This window comes from Mycobacterium sp. KBS0706 (assembly GCF_005938675.2).
Taxonomy (GTDB): Bacteria; Pseudomonadota; Alphaproteobacteria; order DSM-16000; family Inquilinaceae; genus Inquilinus.
The window spans coordinates 1-12720 of the sequence record NZ_VCCH02000099.1 but is presented as its reverse complement, the minus strand read 5'-3'; the positions used below and the strand labels follow the sequence as shown (position 1 = coordinate 12720).

At 67.3% G+C, this 12720-nt stretch carries 11 protein-coding genes; 4 read left to right on the top strand and 7 right to left on the bottom strand.

Features of this window, described 5'->3' with window-relative positions:
• Positions 1 to 17: 17 nt before the first annotated feature.
• A complete protein-coding gene (locus FFK22_RS34195) occupies positions 18 to 2027 on the top strand; it encodes a glycosyltransferase (RefSeq protein ID WP_138892011.1) in 2010 nt (669 codons plus the stop codon).
• Between the two features lie 55 nt (positions 2028 to 2082).
• Here FFK22_RS34195 and FFK22_RS34190 read toward each other — a convergent pair whose 3' ends face one another.
• The 5 genes from FFK22_RS34190 to FFK22_RS44065 all read right to left on the bottom strand — a co-directional run bounded on the left by FFK22_RS34190 (position 2083) and on the right by FFK22_RS44065 (position 8863).
• Positions 2083 to 2835, bottom strand: coding sequence for a DUF4214 domain-containing protein (locus tag FFK22_RS34190; RefSeq protein ID WP_138892012.1), 753 nt, complete (start codon positions 2833 to 2835; stop codon positions 2083 to 2085).
• Entirely contained in the window at positions 2835 to 5258 is a 2424-nt protein-coding gene (locus tag FFK22_RS34185) for a glycosyltransferase family 4 protein (protein ID WP_138892013.1), read from the bottom strand. The genes FFK22_RS34190 and FFK22_RS34185 overlap by 1 nt, the downstream gene beginning before the upstream one ends.
• Complete coding sequence (locus FFK22_RS34180; protein ID WP_186002813.1) at positions 5259 to 6572, bottom strand: glycosyltransferase family 1 protein; 1314 nt, start codon at positions 6570 to 6572, stop codon at positions 5259 to 5261. It lies immediately after the preceding gene.
• Between the two features lie 55 nt (positions 6573 to 6627).
• Positions 6628 to 8454, bottom strand: a complete 1827-nt coding sequence (locus tag FFK22_RS34175) for an ABC transporter ATP-binding protein (RefSeq protein ID WP_221939064.1) — start codon at positions 8452 to 8454, stop codon at positions 6628 to 6630.
• Positions 8455 to 8647: 193 nt separating this feature from the next.
• Positions 8648 to 8863 (bottom strand): hypothetical protein, encoded by a 216-nt coding sequence (locus tag FFK22_RS44065; protein ID WP_221939063.1) that lies wholly within the window; start codon positions 8861 to 8863, stop codon positions 8648 to 8650.
• Positions 8864 to 9417: 554 nt separating this feature from the next.
• Here FFK22_RS44065 and FFK22_RS34165 point away from each other — a divergent pair.
• Genes FFK22_RS34165 through FFK22_RS34155 form a run of 3 tightly spaced genes read left to right on the top strand, consistent with a single transcriptional unit; the run spans position 9418 to position 11915 of the window.
• On the top strand, positions 9418 to 10476 hold the full coding sequence (locus FFK22_RS34165) for a methionine ABC transporter ATP-binding protein (RefSeq protein WP_138892015.1): 1059 nt from the start codon (positions 9418 to 9420) through the stop codon (positions 10474 to 10476).
• A complete protein-coding gene (locus FFK22_RS34160; protein ID WP_138892016.1) occupies positions 10445 to 11110 on the top strand; it encodes a methionine ABC transporter permease in 666 nt (221 codons plus the stop codon). The genes FFK22_RS34165 and FFK22_RS34160 overlap by 32 nt, the downstream gene beginning before the upstream one ends.
• 25 nt (positions 11111 to 11135) lie before the next feature.
• Positions 11136 to 11915: a MetQ/NlpA family ABC transporter substrate-binding protein gene (locus FFK22_RS34155; protein ID WP_138892017.1), complete on the top strand. Its 780-nt coding sequence runs from the start codon at positions 11136 to 11138 to the stop codon at positions 11913 to 11915.
• Positions 11916 to 11919: 4 nt separating this feature from the next.
• Here the strand turns inward: FFK22_RS34155 and FFK22_RS34150 are convergent, their stop codons facing one another.
• Together FFK22_RS34150 and FFK22_RS34145 are read right to left on the bottom strand one after the other, a co-directional pair.
• Positions 11920 to 12363 carry a DoxX family protein gene (locus FFK22_RS34150; protein WP_186002812.1) on the bottom strand — a complete coding sequence of 148 codons (444 nt, stop codon included), beginning with the start codon at positions 12361 to 12363 and terminating at the stop codon, positions 11920 to 11922.
• A gap of 70 nt (positions 12364 to 12433) precedes the next feature.
• A partial coding sequence (locus tag FFK22_RS34145; protein WP_186002811.1) for a helix-turn-helix transcriptional regulator occupies positions 12434 to 12720 on the bottom strand: 287 nt, incomplete at its 5' end.

The following is a 12720-nucleotide window of genomic DNA, read 5'->3' as shown; positions in this document are numbered from 1 at the left end:
CCGTCATAAGAACCGACATGCGTATCGCGATCCTCGACATGCAGCCGATAGACCCGCCGGTGGGCGGGGGACGACTGCGACTTCTGGGGCTTTATCACGGCCTCGGAGCCGAGCACGCCGCGACCTATGTCGGCAGCTATGACTGGCCGGGCCCTGGCTTCCGCGACCAGATGCTGTCGCCGACGCTGCGCGAGATCATGGTGCCGCTGAGCGACGCCCACTTCGCCGAGGCGAAGCGGCAGAGGAGAGCCGCCGGGGGAAAGACGGTCATCGACAGCACGTTCCACACCACGGCCCATCTCTCGCCGGACTACGTCGCGGCCGCCCGCCGGGCCGCGGCCGAGGCGGACGCCGTCGTGTTCTCGCACCCCTGGGTCTACCCGCTCGTGCGCGACGTCCTCGATCCTTCGCGCCAGCTGATCGTCTACGATGCCCACAACGTCGAAGGCCTGCTGCGAACGGAACTGCTTGACGACCAGGGCGCCGGTACGCAGATCGCCCGAGGCGTGGTGGATGTTGAGGTCCGGCTGTGTCGCGCGGCAAACCTGATCCTGGCCTGCTCGCACGATGACCGGCTGCTGTTCTCCCGGCTCTACGATATCCCGCCGGGCAAGATCCGGGTGGCGGCGAACGGAGCCTTCACCCGACAGATCCCCCACCCCACGACCGCCGAACGGCGTGAGATCAGGGACCGGCTGGGCCTGGGAGACGACCGTCCCGTCGCCTTCTTCCTCGGCAGCCTCTACGCCCCGAATCTCGAAGCGGCACAATTCATCGCATCCACGCTCGCCCGGCAGGTCCCCGAGGTTCTGTTCGTCATCGGCGGCGGTGCTGGAGACGAGATCAGGAAGGCCGGTCTCGAAGCTGCCAATCTCGTCGTGACGGGCGGTCTGTCGGAGGATGCCAAGCGGGACTGGCTCTCAGTCGCGGATATCGCCGTCAATCCGATGTTCAGCGGCTCGGGCACCAACATCAAGATGCTGGAGTTCATGGCCTGGGGCTTGCCGATCGTGACCACGAAGGTGGGCGCGCGAGGCATCGAGACGGCGAACACGGCCTTTCTCGTCGCGGATGCGGACGGTTTCGCGACGGCCGTATCGCGCCTGGCCGCCAATGCGCCCGCCCGGGAGGAACTCTCGGACGCCGCGAGGACGGAAGCCGACAGGAGCTACTCCTGGGAGCGCATCTCGGCCAATGCCGGCCGTCTGCTGCAACACCGTCATCAGGCCCTGGGGCACCCGGTCTTCTTCTCGATCGTCGTCCCGACCTATGAGCGACACGAGCATCTGTCGCGGCTGATGGCGCGGCTGGCGAGTCAGAGCGACGACGATTTCGAGGTCATCGTCATCGATCAGAGCGCGGAGCCGTGGCCCGACAGGGACAAGCCCTTTGGCTTCAGCCTGACGTATGTGCACACCGACGTCCGCGGCGCGGTGCCGGCGCGCAATGCGGGGGCCGACTTGGCCGTCGGAGAGGTGATCGCCTTCACCGACGACGACTGTGAACCCGGCCAGGACTGGCTTGCGTCCGCGCGGCCGCTGTTCGACGATCCCGGCGTCGTCGGGGTGGAGGGCCTCGTCCTGTCCGACCGGGTCGACGATCCGGAATGGCGGCCGGTCACCAATGAGGGTTTCGAAGGCCTGGCCTTCATGACCGCCAACTTCTTCCTCCGGGCAGAAGCGTTCCACGCCCTCAATGGGTTCGACCTCCTGTTCGACAACCCCCATTTCCGCGAGGACACCGATCTTGGCTGGCGGGCCCTGGAGCTGGGGCGGGTCCCCTTCTCGCATGAGGCCTGGGTGTTTCATCCCCCCCATCCCCGGTCGGTCGAGCGAGAATCCCTGGCTGAGCGGTCGCGTTTCTTCGAAAAGGACGCCCTCCTGTACCGCAAGCACCCCAGCCGATACCTGCAGCTGTTCTGGCGGGAGTGCCAATGGCGGCACAATCCCTTCTTCTGGGCCTATCTTCGCCGCGGCGCCGAGAAATATGGCGTGGAGTTGCCCGAGGAGCTGAAGCCGGCCGGCTGATCCGGGTCGCCCGTGACGAAGACGGCCGGAGAGCCGATCTCGAAGTCCGCCGGTATCAGTCGCCGTCCTTCGATTCCTGCCGGCCCGACGAGTTGGCGTCCGCGAGAACCTTGAATTGCCTCCGGATTTCCGCGTTCTGCCGCTGCAGATCCGAGATGGCGGACGCCGAGGCGGCTTGCAGCTCTTCGATGCGGTCGCGAAGAGCCAGAACCTGATCCTCATGGCTTTGGCCGCGTTGCTGCAGCAGGCCTGCAAAATTCTGCCAGGACAGGCTCATCTGCTCGCTTTGCGCGCTCTGGCGGCGAACCTCGCGCCATAGCCTGGGCAGACGCCCGAGCATCAGCAGCCATCGCATGGTCGGGCCGAGAATCGGCACCCGGCCGGCGGACCGCCATCGGCGCAGCCGCTTGAGGCCGGAGACCTTGGCGCCGTGCTTTCGTCCCTCCGGCGACCAGCGCAGGCTGATCAGAATATCCGCCTTCGATGCCCGGCCGGATCTGAGACGCCGAAGCTGTCGCGACAGCCCCTGCGGGTCGGGTTCACGACGCAACAATCCCTGATAGGCCGCGCGGACGAACGCCTCGTCGCCCAGCCGGAGAAATTCATCAAGCGCGTATTTCTTCTTGACCGGAAAGGCCTGCGGCGCCGCGGCTGCAGGCGGCCATGCCGAAGCGGCACCCGAATGCAGGGGAACCGCTCCACCGGCTTCCGTCAGGGCGACCGGGGGTTGCCGTCGCCGGCGCTCGGCCTCCACATTGACGCGGTTGATGATCTCGTCGACCGAGGGCGACTGCGCCGGAGACGCCATCACAGCGCCCCCTGCCCGACCACTCGATCGGACATCCGCCCTCGCTCGCCACGGGCTTCCGCATGAATGTGCGACAGGAAATTGCGGGCGATCGCAGACCACCCGTACCGCTCTTCGACAAGAAGCCGGGCCGCGGCGACACGTCTGGCCAATCCGGCGGCGCCGACCTCGCCTTTCAGCTGGGCCAGCGCGCGAGGGAACTGGGAAAGCTTGCTGATCTGCAAGTGCACGCCGTCGGCGACAGCGATCCCCCGCGCCCCATGCGGGGTCGAGATCACGGGGATCCCGCTCGCGAAATAGTCGAGCATCTTCAGGTTGGTCCCCGATCCCGTCGTCATCGGGTTGATCGCGCAGTCCACCGTGCCTAGCACCACATCTTTGGTGACGTCGTCCACCTCGCCCATGAAGCCCACATTCTCCGGCACCGCCCGGCCCGCGAAGTATCCGGCCACGCTTCCAAGAACCAAGAATCGCATGTCGGGGCATTGTGGCGCAAACTGAAGAATTTCCTCGACGGCATCGTTGTTGGGTTGATGCCGGCTGCCGATGAAAAGCGCCGTGAAGCAGTCTTCTATACCCAGGCGCTCCTTGTTGGCGGCGCGAGATTTCGGCCCCGTGTAGTAAACCGATTCGAGATCGACGCCGTTCGGAACCTCGACAAACTTCGCGCCGGGCACGTCGAACCTGCGCTCGAACACCTCCTGATCGGCCTTCGCACAGACCATGACGAGCTCGGCAGCCTCGCAACACTCCCGCTCCACTCTTTCCGTATCCCCGAGGAGGGCTTGCGCGGTGGCCGTGTCCGGCAGCATGGCTCGCTTCAGATCGATCTCGACGTTATGAGCCTCGTACCAGATCGGCTGTCTGCTCATCTCCCGAATCAGGGGAAACAGATAGGGGTGCGACGCGACGACGGCTTCGGCCTCTGCCATGGAGCCGGACAGCGCCTCCCGGTAGTCCGGCGTGAGATGCACGAGCCGCGGCATCGCCATATCGGTTATGGGCACCCCTCCGATGTCCCGCGTCAGCGCGAGCTCCGCATCCCGGTGCGCGCTCGATTTCGGGATCCGGATTTCCCTGAGACCCGGCGCCACCAGCCGGTCGGACGGAAGGTCGTTCGCGTTTGTGATGCACACGACATCGACATCGTAGCGTTGCGCCAGATGCCGATAGAGGTGAAACACCCGGCTCTGCCCCCCTCCGCGGGGAGGAAAGATGGGGAATGTCACGGCCACGCAGAGTTTCGGCCGGCGGGCCTTCCCCGGCGCCGCCTGAGGCGGCGAGATGAGAAGCGGGTCGACTGTCGTTTTCCAGGTGATCCGACTGATGCGCTGCTTCGCCGCCGTCCCCATCTGGACCGCAAGGTCAGGGGACTGCGCCAGCGTCGTCATCGCCTTGGCAAGCTCCCTCGCATCGGCCTTCGTCGAATAGCCGGTCCGGCCTGACTCGATCAGCTCGTTCGGCCCGCCGGAATCGTCGGTGGTGATCACCGGCTTGCCGCACATCATCGCTTCGACGGTGATCAGGCCGTAGTCTTCGTCCTTCGGCACAAACACGACGGCGCGCGCCCCCGCATAGAGGTCGACGAGCTCCGGGTCTCTGACGAAACCAAGGAATTCGATCCTCGGATCATTGCCGGCAAGTTCCCGCAACCGGGCCTCCTCCGGTCCGGTGCCCGCGATCTTCAGCTGCATGCGCGTATTCGCCTGCCGCATCGCATTGATGATCAAGTCGACGCGTTTGGGCTTGTCGAGGCGGCTGCATGTGAACAGGTAGTCGTAGCTGCCCGCGCGCAGGCTGTCGAGAGATGTGGGGTGATGAATGGCGTCAACGGCGACATCGGCCGGGAAATAGTCCTTGCGGCTGGCGACGGTCTCGGAGATGGCGGCGAATTTTCTGACGGCGTCGCGGGACAGGCCGATCCCGTCCAGCCAATGGACCGCCTCTCGGGCGAAAGGTCCGGGAAAGGCCAGCGCTTCTCCCCCCCTGTCCATAACGGCCCGAGCCCTGCCGAAGAATTCAGGCAGGGCATCCCGTTGCCCGCGCCATTTCTGCATGAACCGCTGCAGCGACTCGACCACCGCATCCCCATAGTCCGGCAGCGGGTCGAATCGAGTGCGCGGATATGTGTCGTACAACCCGCGCAATCTGTGCTGGAGATAACAGACATGATTGTCATGCCTGATCATCCATGCCGGATACTTGGTCGAAATGACCAGATCGAAGTGGCTCAGATCCAGCCGGGAGAAATTCTCGTAGCTCGAAATCAGCTCCGGCAAGGTACGTTCGGGGCTCGGCACCTTGATGAGCTCCGCATCGTGCCGGGTCTCCTGATTGATGTAGCGCAGCAAGCCAAGCCATAGATTTTCGGCTCCGCCGATCGTGAATGGGACCGAACTTGGCGCAACGATGGCGACCTTCATTTACCCCCCGACCTGGCTTTCCCCTCTATCCCGGCACCGGCCGGAGATGACGCCCTCCGCCGCATCCGCCATCACTGCCGCGTAGACGTCCCGGGCGACATCGGACCAGCGCCGGAGCTCCGCCTGCCGGATCCGCTGCTCCCTTGCCGAGACATGGTTCGAGTCCTGGAGCGCCCGCAGGATGGCCTGTTGCAGGCCCTCATCGTCCTTGGGATCGACATACTCGGCCAGATCGCCGCCGACCTGCGGCATCGAGGATGTCTTCGAGGCGATGCAGTGCTTTCCGAACCACAGGCTTTCGCCGATCGGCAGGCCCCAGCCCTCATACAGGCTGGGGAACACGGTGAAGAGGCACAGCTGGTACAGAAAAGCCAACTCCGCATCCGTCGGCGTCTCGGCCACCGCGACCGTGCCGCCGAGATGTCCGGTCCTCGCCAGCAGCTCGAACAGATCCTCGGTGCGCCAGCCGCGCTGGCCGGCCAGGACCAGGCGGGGCAACCGCTGGCCCAGCTCCGACCGCAGCAGGTCCCAGGCCTGGACCAGGGCATAGGCGTTCTTGCGCACCTCGATCGTGCCGACGCACAGCACGAACGGCGTCTCGGCAATCGCGCGCACGGCAGGCCCTATCGCGGCCGCATCGGCCGCTTCGCCGGCGAACTCGTGGGCCAGCGGGGTGACCCTGGTGGGGATGCCTGTTCCGGCGACCGGCAGGACCTCCCGGAGATCCGCCTCGGTCTGGTCCGACACGCACAGGAAGCCGGACGCATAGTCCGGGACGCGACCGAGGAAACGACGGAACTCGGCCTCGTGCCCCGGCTTCGCCAACTCCGGCAATTTCACCGGGATGACATCATGGATCAGTTGGAACACCGCATTGCCCGCCGCCTTGCGCGCGGCCAGGAAGGCGATGTAGGGGTCGTTGCGAAGCGTCGGCACCGGCAGGAAGATCCGGTCGGTCGGCGTGAGCGTCGGCCGTGACAGCCGGCGGCCGAAGCCGGACGCGGCCCCCAGCCGCCAGCGCAGCCGGCCGAGCTTCGCCGCCAGCCGGCGCAGCGGCGCACGGTCCGCCTCCCCGGCATCGTACGGAATGGCCATATCGCGGACGAATTCGGCGTGGCAGGCTTCGAAACGATAGTCCGGGCCGAGGAAAGACAGGTCGATCTCGACCACCCTCCGCAGCTTCGGATGCCAGGCGATGCCGCGAATCGCATCCGCCCCATGCGTCGCCACCAGGTGCCCCACCACCCGCAGCACTACGCGCTGGACGCCGGTCACGGTGGTATGGCCGCGCGCGTGCGCCAGGATTGGCGTCATGTCGCAGAACAGGCGCGGTGGCCGTACACCCGCCGCTGGGGCCTGAGCCCCCATCCTATCCCGCCACCGCCACCACGGGCGGAGCTCCCAGTTCGGCCTGCTCGTCCTCAGCCGTCTGCATCATCCACAGCCGGGCATAGAGGCCGCCGCGCTTCAGCAGCTCGGCATGGCTGCCGGTCTCGACCACCTGCCCCTGGTCCAGGACGTAGATCAGATCGGCGCCGCGCACAGTCGACAGGCGGTGCGCGATCATCAGCGTCGTGCGGCCGACCATCAGCCGGGTCAGCGCATCCTGCACCTGGCGCTCGCTCTCAGTGTCGAGGGCCGAGGTCGCCTCGTCGAGCAGCAGGATCGGCGCATTCTTCAGCATGGCGCGGGCGATCGACAACCGCTGCCGCTGGCCGCCGGACAGGCGCACCCCGTGCTCGCCGATCTGGGTGTCGTAGCCCTCCGGCAGGGCGGAGATGAAGTCGTGCGCTGCTGCCCCGCGGGCCGCCGCCTCGATCTCCTCCTGGCTCGCACCCGGCCGGGCATAGGCGATGTTGTCGCGCACCGTGGCGTCGAACAGCGTGGTCTCCTGGCTGACCAGGCCGATCTGTTCGCGCAGCGAATGCTGGGTGATCTCGCGGAGGTCGTGGCCCTCGATCCGGACAGCCCCTTCGGTCGGGTCGTAGAAGCGCGGGATCAGGTTCAGCAGCGTCGACTTGCCGGCACCGGACGGACCGACCAGCGCCACAGTCTTGCCGGCCGGGATCTCGATCGAGATGCCGCGCAGCGCTGGAATGGCCGGGCCATAGGAGAAGTGCACGTCCTCGAGCCGGATCGCGCCGGTCACCCGGTCCAGCACCGCGGCGCCCGGCCGGTCGGTGATCGTCGGCTGCTTGTCGATCATGGCGAAGATGCCCTCCGCCGCGGCCATCCCGACCTGCACCGAGCCCCAGGTGTTCACGATCCGCTTCAGGGGATCGTAGGTCGAGATCAGCGCGAAGATGAAGGCCGTAAACTCGCCGGTGGTGCGGTTGCCGCTGATCACCTGCGATCCGCCGTAGAAGATCACCGCGGCGATGGCGACGCCCGACAGCACCTCCATGAACGGGGTGTTGTAGGATCTGATCCGCGTCATCCGCTGCGACAGCCGCGAGACCGCCTGGACGAAGGTCTCGGTCGCCTTGATCGTGCGCTGCTCGGCGTTGTAGGCCTTGACGTGGCGGATCCCCTGGAAGACCTGGGTCAGGTAGCTGGTCAGCTCGCCCATGCCGAATTGCGACTTGCGGGTGACCTTGCGCAGATCGCGGCCGACCTTGATCACCGGCAGGGCCGAAAGCGGAAAGGTGATCGAGGCGACCAGCGCCAGCCGCCAGTCCATGTAGAACATCGCCACCAGGAGGCCGACCAGGGTGGTGGCGTCGCGCCCGATCGATGCGGCGCTGGTCGAGACCGCGCCCATCACCGCCTGGACGTTGTAGATGAACTGGCTGACCAGGTGGCCGGAGGCAGTGGCATGGAAGCTGGCCAGGTCGTCCCAGATCTTCTGGCTGAACATGCGCATCTGCAGCTCGGCGACGATGCGCCGGCCGATGCTGTTCATCACCACAGTGAAGCCGTAGGTCGACGCCCCGCGCACGAAGAAGATGACGACGACCACCACCGAGATCGGCACCAGGAGATCGGCGTTCTTCGCGGTGAAGATGCCATCGAGCGTATGCTGCAGGGCGAAGGGGATCGCCGAGGTCGCGGCTGCGGTCGCGCCGAGGCACAGGAAAGCCATCACGAAACGCCCTAGATGGCCCTTCATGTGCTCGCGCAGCATCCGCTTCGCGATCTGCCAATCCGTCATCTGGCCAGTGCGCGGCCCGATCGCCGCCAGTGATCTCTTGCTCATGGGGTGCTCATATAGCGCCGTCCGGCCGATCCGCCAAATGACAGTCGCGTCAGCTGCGAACGCGAACAGGGCGCCCGGCCCTGCCGCGGGCCGCTTCATGCGGCTGCGGCGGGCGGGCGCCCTGTTCCATTTCGGCGGCGGCGGCGGCGGCGGCCGGCCCTGCGACGGGCGACCGCGCCCCGGATCAGAAGGCTCAGCGGCTGAAGGTGCCGCGGGCGATGGCGTCGAAATCGCCCGGGCCGATACCCAGCTCGTCCATCTCGCGCCGGTCGAGCTTCAGCAGCTCGTCGAAGACCCGATTGTACGCGCGGCGCTCGGCGATGCGGTGCGCGACGGCGCCACGGAGGCGGGCGAAGAGGCCAGCGCGGGGGGCGGCGGCGGGAGCGAAGTCCAGAACGTCGATATGCATGCTTACCTCAACTGCCGGCGAGTCCGGCCCTCATGTTTTTCCTTGTGCCCTCCTAATGTATGATGTTCGCGTCGCGCCAGGATCGGCCTTTTTGCAGCGCAGCAATGGTAAGCATGCATGACATGAACTTGCCATGATCCGCTTTCGACCCCATCTTTGCCGCCACGACCGCAGCCCGGAAATTCACAGACAGGGATGTGAAACTCAGAGATCCACAAGCTGCATGGCGCAGTTTGTTGACCTGCCTGGTGCGGCACGATATCTAAGGGCGAACGGGCTGGCCCACCGTACACGGGCCCGCGGCGATTTGATGGGAAGCAGCTTGCGCCCGCGTCACCAACCGCTAAAGCGCCACGATGCAGGTCGTGGTTCCCTCGATTGACGAGGTGAGGACGCGACGATGACCAGGACGGTCCTTTGCAGCCCTTTCGCGCACCGGCCGACGGCCGCAGCGCCGATGCGCTGTCGCCGCGCCTGATCCCGGCCCGCGGCCGCCCTGCCCTGCCGGCCGCCCTGCCTTCGTCCCGCCCCGATCCACTGAACCGGCACCGTCCATGATCCGCCTTTCATCCGTTTCCAAGACCTTCACCCGCGCCGGCCAGGCCCAGGTCGCGGCGCTGGCCGACGTCTCCCTGACCATCGAGCGCGGCGAGATCTTCGGCGTGATCGGGCCCAGCGGCGCCGGCAAGTCGACCCTGATCCGCCTGATCAACCTGCTGGAGCGCCCGACCAGCGGCACCGTCGCCGTCGACGGCACCGAGCTGACGGCGCTGCCGGAAGCGGCGCTGCGGGCCGAGCGGCGGAAGATCGGCATGATCTTCCAGCACTTCGCCCTGCTCTCCTCCCGCACCGTCTTCGCCAATGTCGCGCTGCCGCTGGAGCTGGCCGGGCTCGACCGAAGCAGCATCGCGGCACGAGTCGATCGGCTGCTGGAGCTGGTCGGGCTGAGCGACAAGCGCGACCGCTACCCGGCCGAGCTGTCGGGCGGGCAGAAGCAGCGCGTCGGCATCGCACGGGCCCTGGCCAGCGAGCCGAACGTGCTGCTGTGCGACGAGGCGACCTCCGCGCTCGACCCCGAGACCACGGCCTCGATCCTGCAGCTCTTGGCGAAGATCAACCGCGAGCTGGGCCTGACCATCGTGCTGATCACCCATGAGATGGCGGTGATCAAGGCGATCTGCCACCGCGTCGCGGTGCTGGAGCAGGGCCGCGTGATCGAGGAGGCGCGGGTGTTCGACCTGTTCACCCGGCCGCAGACCGCGACGGCCCGCGCCTTCGTCGCCAGCGTCACCGGCGCCGAGCTGCCGGAGGGTCTGGCGGCCAGGCTGTCCGAGGCGCCGCTGGCCGGCGGCGAGACCGTGCTGCGGCTGGTCTTCGCCGGCGCCCAGGCCGGCACCACTGCGCTGGGCCAGCTGGCCCGCCGGCTGGGCGTCGACGCGGCGCTGCTGCACGGCCGGGTCGACAGCGTGCAGGGCGCCCCCTTCGGCACCCTGATCGTGGCGATCCCGGGCGGGCCGGAGACGGCGCGGCCGGCGATCGACTTCCTTTCCTCCCTCAAGCTTTCCGTCGAGGTTCTGGGCCATGTCCCCGCAACTCTTCGCGCTGCTGGCTGACGCCGCCTGGGCGACGCTGTACATGGTCGCGGTCGCGGCCGCGATCGGCACCCTGCTGGGCGGCCCGATCGGCATCTGGCTGGCGACCAGCGGCAAGGGCGAGCTGTTCGCGGCGCCGGCGGCCAACCGTATCGTCGGGCTGGTGGTGAACGCCACCCGCTCCACGCCGTTCATCATCCTGGTGGTGGCGATCATCCCGTTCACCCGGCTGATCGCCGGCACCTCGATCGGCACCACGGCGGCGATCGTGCCGCTGACCATCGCCTGCGTGCCCTTCATCGCCCGGATCATCGAGGCGGCGGTGCGCGAGGTCGACCAGAGCCTGGTCGAGGCAGCCAAGGCGATGGGCGCGACGCCGCTGCAGATCGTGCGCAAGGTGCTGGTGCCCGAGGCGATGCCGGCGATCGTGCTGGGCCTGACCCTGACCGTGGTCAGCCTGATCGGCTATTCCGCCATGGTCGGCGCGGTCGGCGGCGGGGGGCTGGGCGACCTCGGCATCCGCTACGGCTACCAGCGCTTCATGCCGGAGATGATGGCGGCGGTGGTGATCGTGCTGATCCTGTTCGTGCAGGCGGTGCAGATGGCCGGCGACCGGCTGGCCCGCCGAGTCAACAAGCGGCAGCGCGCCGCCTGAACCAATCCGCTTCGAGGGGAAGACCATGAGCCTGAAGACGATTCTGGCTGCGGCGGCGTTCGCCCTGGCCGTGCAGCCCGCGCTGGCCGAGACCGTGAAGATCGGCGTCACGCCGGGGCCGCATGCCGAGATCCTGGAGCAGGTGAAGCCGATCGCCCATGCGAAGGGCCTGGACATCGAGATCGTCGAGTTCTCGGACTATGTCGTGCCCAACGCGGCGCTCGACACCGGCGAGCTCGACGCCAACTCGTTCCAGCACGAGCCCTACCTGGTGAACGAGATCGACAAGCGCGGCTACAAGCTCAGCAAGGTGGCCAACACCGTCACCTTCCCGATCGGCATCTACTCGAAGAAGATCAAGGCGATCGGCGAGCTGCGCGATGGCGCCACGGTCGGCATCCCGAACGACCCGACCAATGGCGGCCGCGTCCTGCTGCTGCTGCAGTCCGCCGGCCTGATCACCCTGGCCGACGGCGTCGGGCTGAAGCCGAGCGTGGCCGACATCACCGGCAACCCGAAGCAGCTCGAGATCGTCGAGCTGGACGCGGCGCAGCTGCCGCGGTCGCTGGACGACACCGACATCTCGGCGATCAACACCAACTACGCGGTCGAGGCCGGGCTGGACCCGGCCAAGGATGCGATCCTGCGCGAGGCGGCGGACAGCCCCTATGTCAACATCATCGCGGTGCAGACCGCGCGCAAGGACGAGCCGTGGGTCAAGACCCTGGTCGAGAGCTACCACACCGACGCGGTGAAGCAGTTCCTCCAGACCCGGTTCAAGGGCGCGGTGATCGCCGGCTGGTGAGAGATCAGCCCTCGCCCGGGCCGCTGTCGAGCGAGTGGCGGCCGCCGCCGGTGCCGGCGATGAACAGCAGCCCGCCGAGCACGGCGAGGTTGCTCATGAAGATCGCGAAGTCGAGCTCGAACCGGTTCGGCGGCGCTTCCCAGAAGGGATGGAAGAGCACGGTGGCGACGATGGTGAAGCCGGCCAGGGCCAGGGCGGCGAGCCGGGTGCGCCAGCCGAGCAGCAGGAAGGCGCCGGCGACGATCTGCAGCGCCGCGGCGGCGCCGAGCAGCAGTTCGGGTTCGGGCAGGCCGCGGGCCTGCACCATCGCGACCATCGACGCCCAGTCCGGGATCTTGGAGATGCCGGCGGCGAAGAAGACGAGTGCCAGGCAGAGCCGACCCGCAAGCTGGACGAGGTCGAGCCCTGAATTCCGCTCGGTGGTGTGTACGACCATGGTTGAGGACATGAAACGGTTCGCTGTGCTGTCTCTAGGACAACAGGTTAGCCAAACCATTGTGGCCGCGCCGTGTCCGCCATCACAGCTGGCTGGACGGCCGCCGCGCCAGCCGACTTTCGCGGGCCAGATCGGTCAAAAGGCGGATCAGCGTGCCCTGCCGCCGGGTGCCGGTCTTGTCGAAGACGGAGCGGAGCTGGCTGCGCAGCGTCTCGCGGCTGAGCTGCAGCTGCCCGGCGATCTCGGACAGGGAGAAGCCGTCATGCAGGGCGACGGCCAGCCGCGCCTCCGCCCGGCTGAGGCCGAACAGCCCCGGCAGCACCTGGCCGAGATCGTCCTGGCTGGCCCCGATCGGGCTGAGGAACAGCG